The sequence below is a fragment of the Actinacidiphila yeochonensis CN732 genome (assembly GCF_000745345.1).
Classification (GTDB): Bacteria; Actinomycetota; Actinomycetes; order Streptomycetales; family Streptomycetaceae; genus Actinacidiphila; species Actinacidiphila yeochonensis.
The window spans coordinates 3,200,316-3,219,335 of sequence record NZ_JQNR01000005.1 but is presented as its reverse complement, the minus strand read 5'-3'; the positions used below and the strand labels follow the sequence as shown (position 1 = coordinate 3,219,335).

Below are 19,020 nucleotides of genomic sequence, written 5' to 3'. Positions count from 1 at the left end.
GCGGCCCCTTCCGGGCGGCGGACACGACGCGGGGCGGAACACTCGACCGGGGGTGCGGACAGGGACGCGGACGGTGCGCCCGGAGGGGTTGCCGGCGCCCGGCGGCGGCTGGGAGGCAGCGCGGGTATGGTCGAGACAGAGGTGGCGTTTTGCGCCTTTTACCTGCATTTACGCCACCTCGGCCGGGACGCAGAGCCGTATGCGGCCGCTCCCAGGCCGCCACACGGGGTCCTCCCAGGGAAGGTGCCGCATGAGCTTCATGGACACGATCAAGGACAAGCTGGGCATGTCCAAGGGCAAGGCCGACGACATGGTCCGGGAGCACGGGGACAAGGTCGACCAGGGCCTGGACAAGGCCGGCCGCGCCGCCGATTCCAAGACCGGCGGAAAGTACGACAGTCAGATCGATTCCGGCGTCGACAAGGCGAAGGACGCCGCCCACGACTACGGGGAGCGGGGCCGGGACTCCTGAGCCCTGCCGGTCCGTCCCGGCCCCGGCCGCCACGCACGCGCGGCCGGGGCCGCCGTGCGCGCGGAGCGGCCGCCGCACGCGGAGGGCGTCGGACCTGAAGACGCCGGACCGGAGAGCGCACGACCGCCCGGTCCGGGCGCCGCCTCGGGCGCGGGGCACGGTGAACCCCGGGGGTTGGGTCAGGTCCAGACAGCCGCGAAGTAGCCCACCCCGTAGGGTGCCGCCTCCTCCAGCAGCCGGCCCGACAGCCCGGCGCCCGAGGCCGCGCCGGCCAGTACCTGCCAGGGGGCGCGTCCCGCGGCCTTCAGCGTCCGGGCGAGCTCCGGGTCCAGCTCCGCGAGGGCGGCGGTGTCCGCACGGCCCAGGGCGGCCGCCACGGCGGCGTCGAAGGGCTCGGCGCGCTCGTCGAGGTACCCGGGGGCCTTCTGGGTGCGGCAGGCGCTGCCGTCGCCCACCACCAGCATCGCCACCCGGTCCGCCCGCGCGGCCGCCTCCCGGCCCGCCGCCGCGCAGCGCCCGGGGTCCAGCTCCTCCCCCACGGCCAGCCCCTGTACGGGTGCGGCTCCCCAGCCGCGCAGCAGCCACGCGGCCACCGCGAGGGCGGCCGGCAGCCTCTCCCCCGGCCGCGCGCCGGGCGCGGAGGGGGCGGGCCGTCCGCGGCGCCGAGCCGCACGTGCGCGTCGACGCCGAAGGGTCGGAAGGTGCCGGACGCGCCCGGGGCGAACGCCTCCGGGCCTGGGCGCGTACCCGGGCCGACGACCACCAGGCACTGCGGCCGGGCCGCCGCCAGTACGCCCACGGCGTCCGCGCAGGCCGCGCGGACGCCGTCGAGTTCGGGCGCCGCACCGGCGGCCACCTCGGGGACCAGCAGCGGCGGACAGGGGCAGACGGCGGCGGCGACCAACATGCACCGAACCCTACCGGCGGCCCCGCGGCGGGCGGGCCTCCGTGCGGATCCCTGCCCGGCGGCCAGGCCGCCGTAAGCCCCCGGGAGCCCGGGAGTCCGGCGCGCGGTCCGACGGCCACGCGGCCGGGGCCCGCCGGAGGGCTGACCTGGGCTCAGCCCAGGGAGCAGCCGCTCGTCGCCACCGGACCCGCCGGCACGGCCGGGGCGCCGATCGTGGGCAGGCCGAGCATGACGCCCGCGGGCTTGGCCGGCGCCGAGGTGCGCCGCTCCCAGGCGTCGCCCGCCCTGGTACGGCGTACCGCGAGCGGGGCGTTCTCCGCGAGCAGGTGGTGCGGCGCCCCGTAGGTGACCTCCACGGTGACCATGTCGCCAGGGCGGACCGGCTCCTCAGGGCGCCGGAAGTGCACCAGGCGGTTGTCGGGCGCGCGCCCGGACAGCCGCTGCGTGGCGTCGTCCTTGCGCCCCTCGCCCTCGGCGACCAGCACCTCCAGAGTGCGGCCGACCTGCTTCTTGTTCTCCTCCCAGGAGATCTCCTCCTGGAGGGCGACCAGCCGCTCGTAGCGCTCCTGGACGACGGCCTTGGGGATCTGGCCCTCCATGTCGGCGGCCGGGGTGCCGGGGCGCTTGCTGTACTGGAACGTGAACGCCTGCGCGAAGCGGGCCTCGCGCACCACGTGCAGGGTCTGCTCGAAGTCCTCCTCGGTCTCCCCGGGGAAGCCGACGATGATGTCGGTGGTGATCGCCGCGTCCGGCATCGCGGCCCGGACCTTCTCGATGATGCCCAGGTAGCGGTCCTGCCGGTAGGAGCGGCGCATCGACCGCAGCACCTGGTCGGAGCCCGACTGGAGCGGCATGTGCAGCTGGTGCATCACGTTCGGCGTCTCGGCCATGGCGGCGATCACGTCGTCGGTGAAGTCCCGGGGGTGCGGGGAGGTGAAGCGCACCCGCTCCAGGCCCTCGACGGCGCCCGTGGCGCGCAGGAGCTTGCCGAAGGCCTCGCGGTCGCCCATGTCGCTGCCGTAGGCGTTCACGTTCTGACCGAGCAGCGTCACCTCGATCACGCCCTCGGCGACCAGGGCCTCCACCTCGGCGAGCACGTCGCCGGGGCGGCGGTCCTTCTCCTTGCCGCGCAGGGCGGGCACGATGCAGAAGGTGCAGGTGTTGTTGCAGCCCACCGAGATCGCCACCCAGGCCGCGTAGGCGGACTCCCGGCGGGAGGGCAGCGTCGAGGGGAAGGTCTCCAGCGACTCGGCGATCTCCACCTGCGCCTCGTCGGCGATCCGGGCCCGCTCCAGCAGCACCGGCAGCTGCCCGATGTTGTGTGTGCCGAAGACCACGTCGACCCAGGGCGCGCGCTTGACGATGGTGTCGCGGTCCTTCTGCGCCAGGCAGCCGCCGACCGCGATCTGCATCCCGGGGCGCTCGTTCTTCTGGGGCGCCAGGCGGCCCAGGTTGCCGTACAGCCGGTTGTCGGCGTTCTCCCGCACCGCGCAGGTGTTGAACACCACGACATCCGCGCCGTCGGAGCCCTCGGCTGCCTTGACGTAGCCCGCGTCCTCCAGCAGGCCGGCCAGGCGCTCGGAGTCGTGGACGTTCATCTGGCACCCGTAGGTGCGGATCTCGTAGCTCCGCTGGAGAGCGGTGTCCTGCGCGGTCATGCACCCAGGGTAGGCGCTGCCCCGGCGGTCCCCGAACCCGGTTTGCCTCCCGGCGGCCGCGTCGGGCCGGCCCGCCCGGGCACCGCCCGGCCCTCCATGGCAACGCCACCGGCCCACCGACCGCCGCCCGCGCCCCGCACCTTCCCCGTCCGCGGCCCGGCTGGCAGGATCGCGGGCCATGGACCGATCCCGCCTGCTCGGACTCCTGCCGGGCCGCTCCGGGCCGGCCGCGGCCGCCGGCCCGCGCGGGCCGGGCCACCGCCGCCGCGCCCTCCAGGCGCTCCTGGCCGCGGCGTCGGCGCTGGCGCTGCTGCTGTGGTGGCTGCTCCCCTCGGACGGCGCGGCGTACCCCAGGGCGCCGATCTCGCTGGCGACCGGGGTCTCCGACGGCGTGTACGAGAAGTACGGCGTCCTGCTCAAGAACGACCTGCGCACCGCCCTGCCCGGTGTGCCGGTCCGGCTGGAGCGCACGGCGGGCTCGGTGGAGAACATCGAGCAGGTGGTCTCCGGGCGGGCCGACTTCACGATCGCCGCCGCCGACGCGGTGGCCTCGTACGACGGTCCCGGCAAGAACGACCTGCGGGCCTGCGCGCGGCTGTACGACGACTACATGCAGCTTGTCGTACCGCGGGACTCCACAGTGCGCTCGGCCCGCGACCTGCGCGGGCTGCGGGTGGGCGTGGGGCAGGCCGGCTCCGGGGTCAACCTGATCGCCCGGCGGCTGCTGACCGCGGCCGGGCTGGACACCGGCAAGGACCTCACGGCGGTTCCGGTCGGTATCGACAAGGCTCCGTCGATGCTGCTCCACCACCGCCTCGACGCCTTCTTCTGGTCCGGCGGGCTGCCCACCGCGACCGTGGCCGCCATGACGGCGCCCGTGGACCACATCAAGCTGGTCCAGCTCGGTGACCTGGCGGAGCGGTTGAACGCCATGGGTCCGCAGATGCGGTACTACCGGCAGGCGGTGATGCCGGCCGACACCTACCCGACGGCCCAGGGCGGCCAGGCCGTCGCCACCATCGCCGTGGCGAACCTGCTGATCACCACCGACCACGCGAACGCCGCCCTGGTGGAACGGCTCACCAAGGCGGTCATCGACAGCCGCGACTCGATCGGCAAGGTGGTGCACGCGGCGCAGCTGGTGGACCTGCGGACCGCGGTGTTCACCGACCCGCTGCCCCTGCACGCCGGCGCCGAGCGGTACTACCGCTCCGCGAAGCCCTGACGGCCGCTCAGACGGCCTGGCCCGCGCCCGCCCTACCCGGGGAGCCCGCGACACGGCGGAAGCCCCCAGGGGGCCGCTGAGGGGCGTTCATGGGCCAACGGGCGCCGATTCCGCGCCAGATGAACCCAGACCAGGCACATCCGGGGCAGGCGTATCCGGGTGCCGCCGGACGAGGCCGAGGGGCTCCGGTGGCACCGGACGCTCTCACCCCGCGCCCGCCGGGGCCTCGCGCGGAACGGTGAGCCGTACCTCCAAACCGGTCGGCTCGCGGTGGGCGAAGCGGACGGCGCCGCCGCCCTGCCGCAGGAGGGTGCGGGCGATCGACAGGCCCAGCCCCGAGCCGCGCACGTTCTGGTGGCGGGTACTGCGCCAGAACCGGTCCCCTATCCGGGCCAGTTCCTCGTCGGTCAGGCCGGGCCCGCTGTCCGCGACCCCGACGGCCACCCGCTCCTCGTCGGCCTCGACCCGCACCGAGACGCTCCCGGACGCGGGGGTGAACTTGATGGCGTTGTCCAGGACGGCGTCCAGCGCGCTGGACAGAGCCACGGCGTCCGCCCAGCCCGCCATCCGGCCCGGCGGGGCGGCGAACTCCACCGTGACCCCCTCCCGGTCGGCCACCGGACGCCACGCGTGGGCCCGCGCCCGGGCGAGTTCGGCGACGTCGACGACGGACAGGTGCGGGCCGGAGCTCTCCGCCACGGCCAGGCCCAGCAGGTCGTCGAGGACCCGGGCGAGCCGTTTGCCCTCCTCCTGCACCAGCTCGGCCTCCGTGTGCCCCTCCGGCAGTTCGAGGCCCAGCAGCTCGATCCGCAGCAGCAGCGCCGACAGCGGATTGCGCAACTGGTGCGAGGCGTCCGCGACGAAGGCCCGCTGCTGTTCGAGGACCTCCTCCACGTTGTCGGCCATCTCGTTGAACGAACGCACCAGGCGGCGCAGTTCGGGCGGCCCGCCGGACTCCTGGACCCGGGAGGCCATCCGGCCGGTCGCGATGTCGTGGGTGGCCCGGTCCAGGGTCTCGACCGGCAGCAGCACCCACGCGGTCAGCCGCACGGCGAGCAGCACCGCGATCGCCATGGCGGCCAGCTCCCCGGCCGCCAGCAGCAGCCAGCCGTGCAGGATGCGGGAGCGCAGCGCTCCGGTGGGCGAGTCGGTGACGACCACGGCGACCACGTCGCCGTCGCGCACGATGGGCGAGGCGATGGCGAGCATGCGGCGCTGCCAGGGCCACACCTGGCGGGGGTTGTGCGCGCGCCGGCCGAACAGCGCCGACTCGTAGGCGTCGTACAGCTCCCCCCGGGCCGGGACCCGCCAGCGTTCCGGCGCGGCCGCCATGGCGGTCCGGTCGCGGTAGAAGACACCGGCCTCGATGCCGTACAGCTGCTCGTAGCGGGCGAGTTCGGTCCGCAGGGTGTACAGGCGCTCGTCGTCGTCCGGGGAGACGGCGGTCTCCTCGTCCCGCGCGGTGACGAACTGGGCGACGGCGGCGAAGCGCGTGGTGTCGTCGATCCGGTCGACCACCACCTTCTGCTGCTGGGACGCCGCCTGGCTGGCGGCCAGCGGGAAGCCGAGGGCGAGCAGCACGCCGGCCATCAACACGATGAGCAGCGGGAGCAGGCGCGCGCGCAACGGGACCGCCCCTCGCCGGTCAGCCGGCCGGGACGACGAGGCGGTAGCCCACGCCCCGTACGGTCTCGATCATCGCCGGGGTGCGCAGCTTCGCCCGCAGCGAGGCCACGTGCACCTCCAGGGTGCGGCCCGTCCCCTCCCAGGCGGTGCGCCACACCTCGCTGATGATCTGCTCCCGGCGGAAGACCACCCCGGGATGCTGGGCGAGGAGCACCAGCAGGTCGAACTCCTTGCGGGTGAGGGCGACCGCGGCGCCGTCCACGGTGACCTGGCGGGTCGGCAGGTCGACGGACAGCCGGCCCAGCAGCAGCGCCGTCCCCGCGGCGGCCCCCGCCTCCTGGAGCGCGGGCGCGCCCTGGGCGGGGGCGGTGGGGCCGGTGGCTGCCGCGGCGGCGGGGCTCAGCGGCGGACGGCGGCTGACGGCGTGGATGCGGGCCAGCAGTTCGCCGGTGTCGTAGGGCTTGACCACGTAGTCGTCCGCGCCGAGGTTCAGCCCGTGGATGCGCGAGCGGACGTCCGCCCGGGCCGTGACCATGATCACCGGGACGGCGGTACGGCGCCTTATGCGGCCGCAGACCTCGAATCCGTCCTGGTCGGGCAGGCCCAGGTCGAGGAGCACGCAGTCGAACTCCGGTCCGTCGCCGACGACCACGGCACGCACGGCCTCGTCCCCGCCGCGGGCGTGCAGCACGTCGAACCCGTGCCGGGCCAGGACGGCCGAGAGGGCCGCGGCGACCCGGTCGTCGTCCTCAACGAGCAGCAGCCGCACGGCGCCACCCCCCTTTGTCCGGTCAGTCGGAGATCCCGGTGCGGAGCGGGTTCCCCGACCGGGATCCTGTGCACCGAATCCATCCCGATGCCGACCCGGTGCGTCAAGGGTGTACCGGCTCACCGGCCGGACCGTTACCCACCCGGTACGCTCCGGCGGCGCCCCCGCACGCGCCTCGGACGCCGCCCACGTGCCCGCTCGCACCGCGCCGACGTGCGACCGTCGCTTGACGCGGGCTGGCCCGGTGGGTTGCATACGCTATGTGACCGCAATTCTTCCGGAGGCCACGGCGTGGATCCGGTGATCGTCGCGGGGGCGGGCCCGGTCGGCCTCGCCCTCGCCCTCGCGCTGGCCCGACGGGACGTGCCCGTCATCCTCGTCGACGAGGCGCAGGCGGTGGCAGGCGCGGACGGAATGCGGCAGGCCCGCACGACGGTACTGGACCCGGCCGCGGTCGCGTTCCTGGAACGCCTCGGGTACGGCGGGGTGCGGGAGGACGGCTTCACCTGGGTCGGCTGGCGCACCTTCCGGCGGCGCGTCGACCTCGGGCGGATGGACTTCGAGCCCCGGGAAGCCCCCCTGCACCTCGCGCAGGACCTCCTGGTGGAGGGGCTGCGACGGGCGGTGCTGGGCTGCGGCGCGATCCGGGTACTGCCTGGCTGCCTGGTGGACGGGGTCGAGCAGGACCCGCGCGGCGTGACCGTGCACACCCAGGGCGCCCAGGAGACGTGGTGGCGGGGCGCGTTCCTGGTCGGCTGCGACGGTGCCCGCTCCGCGGTGCGCAAGCTGCTGGGGGTGCGCTTCCCGGGCAGGACGGCTGTCGACCGGAACGCCGTGGCGGTCGTGCGCACCGAGCTGGTGGAGCCGGGCGTGGCCCTGCTCCACCGCGATCCGCCGGGTGCCCCGTCCGGCCAGGAGGTCACCGCGAGGCCGCTGCCGGACGGGCTGTGGCGGCTGGACTGGCAGCTGCCCGTGCGGGGCCGCCCGCTCACCTCGGACGCCCTGGTCGAGCGGCTCCGGTCGGTGCTCGCCGCCTGGTGCGGGCAGGTCCCCCCCTACGAGCTGGTGGGTTCCGCCGACTATCCCGTGCACCAGCGGCTGGCCCGCGGGTGGCGGGTGGGCCGGGCCTTCCTGGCCGGAGACGCCGCCCACCTGATGGGCGCCCTGGGCGCGCAGAGCGTCCAGGAGGGGCTGCGGGACGCGGAGAACCTCTCCTGGAAGCTCGCACTGGCCTACCACTCGGGTGTGTCGGAGACCCTGCTGGACAGCTTCGAGGCCGAGCGGCGGGGCGCGGTCGGCACCCGGCTGCGCGCCACCGACCAGGCGCTTCCGCTGCTGCGGGCGAACGGGGCGTGGCAGACCGTGCGCCACACCGTGCTGTCGGGCTCGGCCCGCGGCCAGGCCGAGATGCTCACCGACAGCCACCTGGGGCGCGGCGCCGCCGCGGTTCCCGTCTACTCCCGCTCCCCGCTCACGCCCGCGCCCCGGGGTGACGCCAGGTCCGGGGCGTCGCCGCTGGCCGCGGAGTGCGCGACGGCGCCGGGCGGCATGGTCGAGGACGTGGCGGTGACGGCGCTGGACGGCACGGCGGGACGGCTGCGCGACCGGCTGGGGGGCGACCTGCTGGTGGTGCTGGTGGCCCCGGGCACGGGGGTGTGGGAGTCGCGGCACTGGTTGACGGCCGGTCTGATGCCCCGGCTGGCCTCCGCGGTGACCGCGTTGCCGGTGAGCGCGGAGCTGCTGGTCACGGAGGGGTATCCGGGCGCGACGGCGCACACCGTGCTGCTGGTGCGGCCCGACGGGCACCTGGTGGCGGCGATGGTGGGGTGCCGCCCGGCGGAGCTGTACTCCTACGCCGACCTCGCCAGAGGCGGTCCGCCGATCCCGGCGGCCGGGGGCGGCGCCGAAAAGGCGGACGGGGCGGACGGCGTGGACGGGGCAGACCCGGACGCGGGCGTCGGAACGGCCGGGAGCGGCCCGCCCACGGGTGCGGGTGGCCCGGTCAGGGCAGACGCGGTGCCCCCGGGTCCGAGGGGCACGGGTGGCGGGCCCTCCGAGCACCGGACGGGCGGACGGCTCCGCTGACGGCCCTGCCGCGCCCCCGCGCGGGCCGCGGCGGGCGCACGCGGGGCGTGTGAGCCCGCGGCCGTGGCGCCCTTGACCAGCCCTCGACGGCGCGGCAGGGCCTGAGCCGACGAACGGGGGGCGGCACGCCGCGGGCGGGTACTCCGCGCGCGGGCCGAAGGTCCGGGCCGGTCCTGCGAGCGGGGTGCGGTCAGGCTTTACGGGCAGGGGGCAGGACCCGACCTGCGGGCTTTACCGCCCGCGTGCGCGCGACGATCGCGGGCTCCGGGTCCGCCCTTCGACCGGTCCGCCCCACGGTTCAACCGGCACCCCGGGCCGCGGCCGGCTCCACCTCCGCCAGGTGCTCCGGGCCCGCCCCACGGGCCTTACCGAACCCGACGGTCCTGTCGGCGCGGCGCGGGCCGACGAGCGTGCCGAGCGGGTGTCCCGGCGTCCGCGGTGCCTGCCCGCCGCTCGCCGCGAGGGCGAGAGGCCGAGCCGGGCACCGGGGCGTGCCCGCCTGCCGCGTAGCCGCCTCCCGCGTGCCTGCCTATTCGGCGTCCCACAGCCATGGCTCCTCCTCCGCGGTGTCGAGGCCGGCGGCCCGCTCCTCGTCGAGGGCTTCGCGTACCAGGCGCAGGGCCAGGCCCTCGGAGTAGCCCTTGCGTGCGAGCATGCCGGCCAGGCGCCTGACCCGCTTGGCCCGCTCCAGGCCGCGGGTACCCGGCAGCCGGCGGCGGAGCAGCTCCCGGGCTGTCGTCTCCTCCTGCTCGGCGTCGAGCAGGCCGACCGCCTCGCTGACCTGCTCGGCGTCGACCCCCCGGTTCCGTAGCTCCCGGGCGAGGGCGCGCCGGGCGAGGCCGCGGCCGTGGTGGCGTGACTCCACCCAGGCGTTGGCGAACGCGCGGTCGTCGATGAGCCCGACGTCCTCGAAGCGGGCGAGGACGTGCTCGGCCACGTCCTCGGGGATGTCCCGCTTCCGCAGTGCGTCGGCCAGTTGGCGACGGGTGCGCGGGGTCCCCGTGAGCAGGCGCAGGCACAGTGCCCGCGCCCGCTCCTCGGGGTCGAGCGGCGGCTCTCGTGAGGCCCTCGACTCGGGAGAGCCGCCGCGCTCTCGGGGCGTGCGCTCCATGGCGTCAGCCCTTGGCGGCGGTGGCCTTGGTCGCCTTCTTCGGAGCGGGGACCTCCGCCTTGGCGGGCTCGGCGGAGGTGGCGCCCCCCGAGGTCGCAGCCGCTGGCTCGGCCTCGGCCGCGGCCTCGGCCGCGGTGGACTTCGGCACGCCGACGCCGAGCTTCTCCTTGATGCGCTTCTCGATCTCGTCCGCCAGGTCCGGGTTGTCCTTGAGGAAGTTCCGGACGTTCTCCTTGCCCTGGCCGAGCTGGTCGCCCTCGTACGTGTACCAGGCGCCGGACTTGCGGACGAAGCCGTGCTCCACACCCATGTCGATCAGGCCGCCCTCGCGGCTGATGCCCTGGCCGTAGAGGATGTCGAACTCGGCCTGCTTGAAGGGCGGCGCGACCTTGTTCTTGACGACCTTGACGCGGGTGCGGTTGCCGACCGCCTCGGTGCCGTCCTTGAGCGTCTCGATCCGGCGGATGTCGAGGCGGACCGAGGCGTAGAACTTCAGGGCGCGGCCGCCGGTGGTGGTCTCCGGCGAGCCGAACATCACACCGATCTTCTCGCGCAGCTGGTTGATGAAGATGGCGGTGGTCTTCGACTGGTTGAGCGCGCTGGTGATCTTCCGGAGCGCCTGGCTCATCAGACGGGCCTGGAGACCCACGTGGGAGTCGCCCATCTCACCCTCGATCTCGGCCCGCGGCACGAGGGCCGCCACGGAGTCGATCACGATCAGGTCCAGGGCACCGGAGCGGACCAGCATGTCCACGATCTCCAGGGCCTGCTCGCCCGTGTCCGGCTGGGAGAGGATCAGGTTGTCGGTGTCGACGCCCAGCGCCTTGGCGTACTCAGGATCCAGGGCGTGCTCGGCGTCCACGAACGCGACGGTGCCGCCGGCCCGCTGGGCGTTGGCCACCGCGTGCAGCGTGAGGGTGGTCTTGCCGGAGGACTCCGGGCCGTACACCTCCACCACGCGGCCACGGGGCAGGCCGCCGACGCCGAGCGCCACGTCCAGCGCGGTGGACCCGGTGGGGATGACCTCGATGGGGTCGTTGGGCCGGTCACCCAGCCGCATGACGGCACCCTTGCCGAACTGCCGTTCAATCTGTGCGAGGGCGGCGTCGAGCGCCTTCTCGCGGTCGCTAGCTGCTGCCATGGGTTCCACCCGGGTTGTCTGGTTCGATCGCTTCACCTCCACGACGCTAGCGCCTGCCACTGACAATGCGCGCGGACGTCGCCCCGACCCTGTGGATAACTCCCGGCGGACGGCGTGCGACCAGGCCCGTTCGGGCCTTCGGCACCCACCGCCGCCGTGGGGTATCCGGCTCGGCCGGCTCCATCAGAATAGATGTTCGAATTCCGTGTCAAGCGACCCGCAGCCCGCCGGCGTGTCATCCCGGCGGCGGCTCTACCTGGTCCCGCCGGGCGTCCGGAGGGGGCTCGGCGATCTCGTAGCGGCGCACGTAGGCGCCGAAGAAGCCCTGGAGCGTGGCGGCGGCCGGGATCGCGATGAGGGCGCCGACAGCGCCGAGCAGCGCCGCCCCGGCGATGACCGAGCCGAAGGCGACAGCCGGGTGGATGTCCACCGTACGGGCGGTGATCCTCGGCTGGAGCACGTAGTTCTCGAACTGCTGGTAGACCACGACGAAGCAGAGCACCCACAGTGCCGACCAGGGGTCCTTGGTGAAGGCGATCAGCACCGGCAGCGCGCCGGCCAGGTAGGTGCCGACCGTCGGGATGAACTGCGAGACCAGGCCCACCCACACCGCCAGGGCCGGCGCGTAGGGCACCCCCAGCACCTGGAGCAGGATGTAGTGCGCGACCCCGGAGACCAGCGCCATCAGGGCGCGCGAGTACAGGTACCCGCCGGTCTTGGCCACCGCGATGTCCCAGGCCCGCAGCACCTCGGCCTGCCTGGCGGGCGGCAGCATCGAGCAGAGGGTGCGCCGCAGCCGCGGCCCGTCGGCGGACAGGTAGAAGGTGAACAGCAGCACCGTGAAGAGCTGGAAGACGGTGCCGATGACGGTGGCGGAGATCCCCCAGACGCTCGTGGCCCCGTTGGTCAGCAGGTGGCGGACCCAGCCCGAGTGCAGCACCCGGTCGCGCAGGTTGCCCGTGTCCAGACGGGTGTGGAAGGTGCGGTTGACCCACCGCACGACGTTGTCGACGTACCCCGGGAAGTCCTGCCCGATCGTGCTGATCTGATCCACCAGCAGCGAGCCCAGGGCCAGCAGGAACAGGCCGGTGGCCACCAGGACGCCGAGGATCACCAGACCGGTCGCCAGCCCGCGCCGCACGCGGTGGCGGCTGAGCCAGTCCACCGCGGGCTCGATGGCCAGCGCGCAGAAGAACGAGACCAGCACGTTGACCAGCAGTCCGATCAGCCGGGCGAAGACCCAGTGGGCGAACTGGAAGAGGGCCAGCAGCGCAAGCGCCAGGACGAACGCCCGCGGCAGCCAGCGCGGCATCCGAGGGCGTGGCGGGCCTGACCGCCCGCCGGGCGCGCCCGCCCCCGGCTCGGGGGTCGCGCCGCTGCCTGCCACAGGACAAGTCTGGCGGCAGCCGACGGCGACGTCCTGCTGTCGCAGCATTCGCGCGGTACGAGCGGGTGCGAGCGGGTGCGAGCGGGTGCGAGCGGGTACCAGCGGGTACCAGCGGGGGCGACCGAACGAGACCGCTCGCTGGTCAGCGGCGGGCCGCGGGCACCTCCATGGCCGTGCAGACCGCCCGCCACACGGCCTTGGCGTCCCAGCCCGCGTCCAGGGCCTGCCGGACCGTACGGCCGCCCAGCTCGGACATCACGTGGTCGCGCGCGAAGGAGTCGGCGTAGGCCTCGCCGAACTCCTCACGCATCCGCTGCCAGAAAATCGTCAACCGCATGAGGGCCAGTATCGCGCGGTCCGGACCGTATCCGGACCTGGAGTGCCGCCGCGGGACACGGCTGCCGCCCCGGCCGGGCGGCGGTCCGGCGGTCGGCGGCCCGCAGGTGCCAGCGGTGGTGCGATCCCTGCCCGCACCGGGGCGGTGTCGGGAGTCGGCCGTCCGCCGGCGCTGCGGGCCCGGCGGAGCACCGCGGTCGCCGCCGTTCCCACCGGCGACGGGGGCCTCGGGGCGGGCTCGGGGCGGGCTCGGGGCGGGCTCGCGCGGAGGTTTTCCACAGGCCCGGTTCCGCTCCCGGCGCGATGTCGGTGGGGCGAGGCAGGATGGGGCCATGTCCAGTACGTCCGGTCGCAGCAGCCTCGACGCCTTCTCCCCCGCCACCCGCGCGTGGTTCACGGGCGCGTTCCGCGAGCCCACCGCGGCTCAGGCCGGGGCGTGGTCGGCGATCGCCGAGGATTCGGACGTCCTGGTCGTGGCGCCCACCGGTTCGGGCAAGACCCTGGCCGCGTTCCTGGCCGCGCTCGACCGGCTGGCTGCCGTTCCCCCGCCGGCCGAGGCCAGGCGCCGCTGCCGGGTGCTGTACGTGTCGCCGTTGAAGGCCCTGGCAGTGGATGTGGAGCGCAATCTGCGCAGCCCCCTGGCCGGGCTGCGCCAGGAGTCGGTGCGGCTGGGGCTGCCGGAGCCGGACGTACGGGTCGGCATCCGCTCGGGCGACACGCCCCCGGCCGAGCGGCGCGCGTTCGCCACCCGTCCCCCGGACATCCTGATCACCACCCCGGAGTCGCTGTTCCTGCTGCTCACCTCCGCCGCGCGCGAGGCGCTGAGCGGGGTGGAGACGGTGATCCTGGACGAGGTGCACGCTGTCGCGGGCACCAAACGCGGCGCCCATCTGGCGCTGTCCCTGGAGCGGCTGGACCGGCTGCTGGACCGGCCGGCCCGTCGGATCGGACTGTCGGCCACGGTCCGGCCGGTGGACGAGGTGGCCAGGTTCCTTTCACCGCAGCGGCGGGTCTCGGTGGTCCAGCCGCCGTCGCAGAAGCGCTTCGACCTGTCGGTGGTGGTGCCGGTGAAGGATCTGGGCGAGCTCGGCGGCTCCCCGGCGGACGACGCCGCCGAGCACTCCGGCCCGGCGGCGGGCCCGGCGCAGCGCCCGTCGATCTGGCCGCACGTGGAGGAGCGGATCGCGGACCTCGTGCAGGGGCACAGCTCCACCATCGTCTTCGCGAACTCCCGCCGGCTGGCCGAGCGGCTGTGCAACCGGCTCAACGAGATCGGCCAGGAGCGGGCCGAGGGCGGGCCGCTCCCCGAGGCGCACGCCCCGGCCCAGGTGATGGCCCAGTCGGGCGCGGGCAAGGGGGCGCCCCCGGTGCTGGCCCGCGCCCACCACGGTTCGGTGTCCAAGGAGCAGCGGGCGCTGGTCGAGGAGGATCTGAAGGCCGGCCGGCTGCCCGCCGTGGTCGCCACCTCCAGCCTTGAGCTGGGCATCGACATGGGCGCGGTGGATCTGGTCGTGCAGGTGGAGTCGCCGCCGTCGGTCGCGTCGGGCCTCCAGCGGGTGGGCCGGGCCGGCCACCAGGTGGGCGCGGTCTCCACCGGCGTGGTCTTCCCGAAGTACCGGGGGGACCTGGTGCAGTCCGCGGTGGTCACCGAGCGGATGCGCGAGGGGGCCATCGAGTCGCTCAAGGTCCCCGCCAACCCGCTGGACGTGCTGGCCCAGCAGATCGTGGCGATGACGGCCATGGACACCTGGGACGTCGAGGAGCTGCTCGCGGTGGTGCGCCGGGCGGCGCCGTTCGCCGCGCTGCCCCACTCGGCCTATACCGCGGTGCTGGACATGCTGGCGGGCCGCTACCCCTCGGACGCCTTCGCCGAGCTGCGGCCGCGGCTGGTCTGGGACCGGGTGGCGGACACGGTGACGGGCCGTCCCGGCGCCCAGCGGCTGGCGGTCACCTCCGGCGGCACCATCCCGGACCGCGGCCTGTTCGGCGTGTTCCTGGCGGGCGCCGACCCCAAGAAGGGGGGAGGCCGGGTCGGCGAGCTCGACGAGGAGATGGTCTACGAGTCGCGCGTCGGCGATGTCTTCACCCTGGGCACCACGTCGTGGCGGATCGAGGACATCACCCGGGACCGGGTGCTGGTCTCCCCCGCGCCGGGGGTACCCGGCCGGCTGCCCTTCTGGAAGGGCGACCAGCTCGGCCGCCCGCTGGAGCTGGGGCGGGCCCTGGGCCGGTGGCTGCGGGAGATCGGGGCTCTGGGCGCCGAGGACGCCCGGGAGCGGCTCACGGCCGCCGGCCTCGACACCTGGGCCGCCGACAATGTGCTCGCCTATCTGGCCGAGCAGCGCCAGGCGTGCGGCCACGTCCCCGACGACCGCACGATCGTGGTCGAGAGGTTCCGCGACGAACTGGGCGACTGGCGGGTGGTGGTGCACTCCCCCTTCGGCGCGCAGGTGCACGCGCCCTGGGCGCTGGCGCTGGGCGCCCGGCTCCAGGAGCGGTACGGCCTGGACGTCCAGGCGATGCACGCCGACGACGGCATCGTGCTGCGGCTGCCCGACGCCGACCTCCTGGGCCTGGACCTGCTGGACGCCGACCCGGCGGCGCCCGCGGCCCGTGACTCCGGCGGGGACCCGGAGCAGCCCCCTGTGGGCGCCGGGGACGTCGCCTTCGACAAGGGCGAGGTCGAGCACCTGGTGACGGAGCAGGTCGGCGGATCGGCGCTGTTCGCCTCCCGCTTCCGCGAGTGCGCCGCGCGGGCGCTGCTGCTGCCGCGTCGCAGTCCCGGGCGGCGCACGCCGCTGTGGCAGCAGCGGCAGCGGGCCGCGCAGCTGCTCCAGGTGGCATCGGAGTTCGGCTCGTTCCCGATCGTGCTGGAGGCGGTGCGTGAGTGCCTCCAGGACGTCTTCGACGTTCCGGGCCTGGTGGAGCTGATGGGCGACATCGAGTCCCGGCGGGTGCGGCTGGTGGAGGTGACGACGCAGGAGCCGTCGCCGTTCGCCCGGTCGCTGCTGTTCGGGTACGTGGCGCAGTTCCTGTACGAGGGGGACTCGCCGCTGGCGGAGCGCAGGGCGGCCGCGCTGTCGCTGGACTCCCGGCTGCTGGCCGAGCTGCTGGGCCAGGCCGAGCTCCGGGAACTGCTCGATCCGGACGTGCTGGCGGATCTGGACAGCGAGTTGCAGTGGCTCACCGAGGACCGCCGGATCAAGGACGCGGAGGGCGTCGCCGACGCGCTGCGCGTGCTGGGGCCTCTGACAGGCACGGAGCTGGCCGTGCGCGGGGCCGAGCCGCGGTGGCCGGCCGAGCTGGAGGCGGCGCGGCGGGCCGTCCGGGTGCGAATCGGCGGCGAGGAGCACTGGGCGGCGGTGGAGGACTCCGGGCGGTTGCGTGACGCGCTCGGCACGGCCCTTCCGGTGGGCGTCCCGGTGGCGTTCACCGAACCGGTCAAGGACCCGCTGGGAGATCTGCTGGCCCGCTACGCCCGCACCCACGGCCCGTTCACCTCGGCCGAGGCCGCGACCCGGTTCGGCCTCGGGGGCGCGGTGGCGGACGGCGCCCTGCGCCGGCTGTCGGCCGCCGGGCGGCTGGCACAGGGCGAGTTCCGTCCCGGCGGCGCCGGCCAGGAGTGGTGCGACACGACGGTCCTGCGGCGGCTGCGGCGGCGGTCCCTGGCCGCGCTGCGGCAGGAGCTGGAGCCGGTGCCGCCGGCGACGCTGGGGGTGTTCCTGCCGCAGTGGCAGCACGTCGGCACCCACGGGCTGCGCGGAGTCGACGGTCTGGCGCGGGCGGTGGAGCAGTTGCAGGGCGCCGCCGTCCCCGCCTCGGCGCTGGAGAAGCTGGTCCTGCCGTCCAGGGTGGGCGGCTACACCCCGGCGCAGTTGGACGAGCTGACGGCATCCGGTGAGGTGCTGTGGGCCGGTGCGGGCGCGCTGCCAGGCAAGGACGGCTGGATCGCGCTGTACCCGGCGGAGGCGGCCCCCCTGCTGCTGCCGGAGCCGCAGCCGCTGGAGCTGACCGCGGTGCACAAGGCCGTGCTGGGCGCGCTGTCCGGCGGATACGGGCTGTTCTTCCGGCAGATCGCCGAACAGGTGCGAGCCGCCGGCCCGGAGGCGGCGGGCGCCTCCGAGACGCAGATCGCCGACGCGCTGTGGGACCTGGTGTGGTCGGGCCGGCTGACCAACGACACGCTGGCGCCGCTGCGTGCGCTGCTCGGCTCCGGGCGGACCGCGGGCGCCACCGCCCACCGGGCGCCGCGTTCGGCGCCGCGCGGCCGGTACAGCTCGCTGGCCGCACGGCCAGCGGCCTCCCGGTCCGGTCCGCCCACCACGGCGGGGCGCTGGTCCCTGCTGCCGCCCCGGCAGACCGATCCGACGCTGCGGGCGCACGCGCTCACCCACACCCTGCTGGACCGGCACGGGGTGGTGACCCGGGGCGCGGTGGCCGCGGAGGGCGTCACCGGCGGGTTCGCGGCGGCCTACCGGGTGCTGTCGGCCTTCGAGGAGACCGGGCAGGCGCGGCGCGGATACGTGGTGGAGGGCTTGGGTGCGGCGCAGTTCGCCATGGAAGGCGCCGTGGACCGGCTGCGGGCCCTGAACACCGCCAGGGAGCGGGAGGAGGACGGCTCCGCACGGTCCCGGGCGGTCGTGCTGGCCGCCGCCGACCCGGCGAATCCCTACGGTGCGGCGCTGCCCTGGCCGCAGCAGCCCGAGGGGGTCACGCACAAGCCGGGCCGGAAGGCGGGCGCGCTGGTCGTCCTGGTGGACGGCGAGCTGGCCCTGTACGTGGAGCGGGGCGGGAAGACCCTGCTGGTCTGGCCGCTCGACGGGATACGGGTGCAGGCCGCGGCGGACGCGCTGGCGCTCGCGGTGCGCGAGGGCGCGCTGGGGCGGCTCACCGTCGAGCGGACGAACGGCGAGTCCGCCCTGACCTCGCCGCTGGGCCGGGCCCTGGAGGAGGCCGGGTTCCACGCCACCCCGCGCGGGCTGCGGCTGCGGGACGCGCACTGAGGCCCCCCGACGCCCAGCCGCACACCCCGCGCACCCCGTTCGGGGCCTTGCGCCAGGCTGGGGGCGGGCGGTGCCCGGCGCTCGCCACGTGCCCCGGGGCGGGTGCCGTCGCGCTGCCGTCGGCCGGTCGGGGCGCGGCCGTCAGGTCGGGCGCGGCATCATGGACGGATGCCTGAGGGAGACACCGTCTGGCTGACCGCCCACCGCCTGGACGCGGCGCTCGGCGGGCGGCGGCTGCTGCGCACGGACCTGCGGGTGCCGGGACTCTCGACGGTGGATCTGTCGGGGCGGACGCTGCTGGAGGTGGCCTCCCGCGGCAAGCACCTGCTGCTTCGGGTGGAGAGCGGCGTGACGCTCCACTGCCACCTGGGGATGGAGGGGTCGTGGCACCTCTACGGCCCTCGGGAGCGTTGGCGCGGCGGGCCCGGCCACGAGGTCCGGGCGGTGCTGGAAGGGCAGGAGCGAACGGCGGTCGGCTACCGCCTGCCGGTGCTGGAGCTGCTGCCCACCGCTGAGGAGGAGACCGTTGTGGGCCACCTCGGGCCGGATCTCCTGGGCTCCGACTGGGACGCCGCCCAGGCGGTGCGGAATCTGGCGGCGCGCCCTGACCGCCCGCTCGGGGAGGCGCTGCTGGACCAGCGCACCCTGGCCGGTGTGGGCAACGTCTACGTCTCCGAGCTGTGCTTCCTGCGCGGGGTCACACCGTGGACTCCGTTCGGACGGGTGCCCGCACCCGGGAGGCTCGTGGCGCTGGCGCACCGGCTGCTGCTGGCGAACCGTACCCGGCCGGGGCATGTGACCACCGGTGACACCCGCCGGGGTCGCGCCCACTGGGTGTACGGGCGGGAGCATCAGCCGTGCCTGCGCTGCGGCACACCGGTCCGACGCGGTGTCCACGGTCCGCCGGACCAGAACCGGGTGGCCTACTGGTGCCCGCGCTGCCAGGCCGGTCCAAGCCCTTCGGATCCAGCCTCTTCGGATCCGGCCTCTTCAAGCCCCGCATCCCCGAGCCGCACACCTCCAGGTCCGGCGCCTTCAAGCCCGGGCCCCTCGCCTCAGGGACCGGGCGCCGGCTCCTGAGGCCGCCGCCCGCCTCCTGCCGCCGGGCCGGACGGCCGGCGCGCGTGTACCGGTATCAGCCCGAGGCTCCAGCCCGCCGCCACCGCTCCCTGCCAGGGGTGGGCCGCCGCGTGCAGCCCGTGGCGCAGCGTCAGGGCCGCCCACAGAGCCCCGCCCGCCAGGACGAGTACCGGCCGGGCGGCCGGACGGAGCGGAGCGCCGGACCGTCCGGGCCCGGACG

At 75.2% G+C, this 19,020-nt stretch carries 12 protein-coding genes and 1 pseudogene; 5 read left to right on the top strand and 8 right to left on the bottom strand.

Going from position 1 to position 19,020, the window contains the following annotated elements; translation table 11 throughout:
- Positions 1 to 250: 250 nt before the first annotated feature.
- On the top strand, positions 251 to 472 hold the full coding sequence (locus tag BS72_RS25355) for an antitoxin (protein WP_037913866.1): 222 nt from the start codon (positions 251 to 253) through the stop codon (positions 470 to 472).
- 179 nt (positions 473 to 651) lie between these two features.
- Here the strand turns inward: BS72_RS25355 and BS72_RS25350 are convergent.
- A pseudogene (locus BS72_RS25350) lies at positions 652 to 1,379 on the bottom strand (class III extradiol dioxygenase subunit B-like domain-containing protein).
- A gap of 152 nt (positions 1,380 to 1,531) precedes the next feature.
- Entirely contained in the window at positions 1,532 to 3,037 is a 1,506-nt protein-coding gene (gene miaB / locus BS72_RS25345) for a tRNA (N6-isopentenyl adenosine(37)-C2)-methylthiotransferase MiaB (RefSeq protein WP_037913864.1), read from the bottom strand.
- A gap of 178 nt (positions 3,038 to 3,215) precedes the next feature.
- Here miaB and BS72_RS25340 point away from each other — a divergent pair, with 178 nt between their 5' ends.
- Positions 3,216 to 4,262, top strand: coding sequence for a TAXI family TRAP transporter solute-binding subunit (locus BS72_RS25340; RefSeq protein WP_078901619.1), 1,047 nt, complete (start codon positions 3,216 to 3,218; stop codon positions 4,260 to 4,262).
- Positions 4,263 to 4,466: 204 nt separating this feature from the next.
- On the opposite strand, the gene BS72_RS25335 is transcribed toward BS72_RS25340, so the two are convergent.
- Positions 4,467 to 5,888, bottom strand: a complete 1,422-nt coding sequence (locus tag BS72_RS25335; RefSeq protein ID WP_037913861.1) for a sensor histidine kinase — start codon at positions 5,886 to 5,888, stop codon at positions 4,467 to 4,469.
- A gap of 19 nt (positions 5,889 to 5,907) precedes the next feature.
- Positions 5,908 to 6,657: a response regulator transcription factor gene (locus tag BS72_RS25330; RefSeq protein ID WP_037913859.1), complete on the bottom strand. Its 750-nt coding sequence runs from the start codon at positions 6,655 to 6,657 to the stop codon at positions 5,908 to 5,910.
- 291 nt (positions 6,658 to 6,948) lie between these two features.
- Here BS72_RS25330 and BS72_RS25325 point away from each other — a divergent pair, with 291 nt between their 5' ends.
- Positions 6,949 to 8,742 (top strand): FAD-dependent monooxygenase, encoded by a 1,794-nt coding sequence (locus BS72_RS25325; RefSeq protein WP_063836134.1) that lies wholly within the window; start codon positions 6,949 to 6,951, stop codon positions 8,740 to 8,742.
- A gap of 529 nt (positions 8,743 to 9,271) precedes the next feature.
- On the opposite strand, the gene recX is transcribed toward BS72_RS25325, so the two are convergent.
- The 4 genes from recX to BS72_RS25305 form a co-directional block, all read right to left on the bottom strand.
- Positions 9,272 to 9,853: a recombination regulator RecX gene (gene recX / locus BS72_RS25320; protein WP_051951668.1), complete on the bottom strand. Its 582-nt coding sequence runs from the start codon at positions 9,851 to 9,853 to the stop codon at positions 9,272 to 9,274.
- 4 nt (positions 9,854 to 9,857) lie between these two features.
- Positions 9,858 to 10,994, bottom strand: a complete 1,137-nt coding sequence (gene recA / locus BS72_RS25315) for a recombinase RecA (RefSeq protein WP_037913857.1) — start codon at positions 10,992 to 10,994, stop codon at positions 9,858 to 9,860.
- Positions 10,995 to 11,229: 235 nt separating this feature from the next.
- Positions 11,230 to 12,429 carry an AI-2E family transporter gene (locus BS72_RS25310; protein ID WP_078901618.1) on the bottom strand — a complete coding sequence of 400 codons (1,200 nt, stop codon included), beginning with the start codon at positions 12,427 to 12,429 and terminating at the stop codon, positions 11,230 to 11,232.
- A 94-nt stretch (positions 12,430 to 12,523) separates the two neighbouring features.
- On the bottom strand, positions 12,524 to 12,718 hold the full coding sequence (locus BS72_RS25305) for a DUF3046 domain-containing protein (protein WP_037913855.1): 195 nt from the start codon (positions 12,716 to 12,718) through the stop codon (positions 12,524 to 12,526).
- A gap of 331 nt (positions 12,719 to 13,049) precedes the next feature.
- On the opposite strand from BS72_RS25305, the gene BS72_RS25300 reads away from it, so the two are divergent.
- Both BS72_RS25300 and BS72_RS25295 read left to right on the top strand, forming a co-directional pair.
- Positions 13,050 to 17,720, top strand: a complete 4,671-nt coding sequence (locus tag BS72_RS25300) for an ATP-dependent helicase (RefSeq protein ID WP_037913853.1) — start codon at positions 13,050 to 13,052, stop codon at positions 17,718 to 17,720.
- Positions 17,721 to 17,888: 168 nt separating this feature from the next.
- Positions 17,889 to 18,800, top strand: a complete 912-nt coding sequence (locus BS72_RS25295) for an Fpg/Nei family DNA glycosylase (protein WP_078901617.1) — start codon at positions 17,889 to 17,891, stop codon at positions 18,798 to 18,800.
- The last annotated feature ends 220 nt before the right edge of the window (positions 18,801 to 19,020 follow it).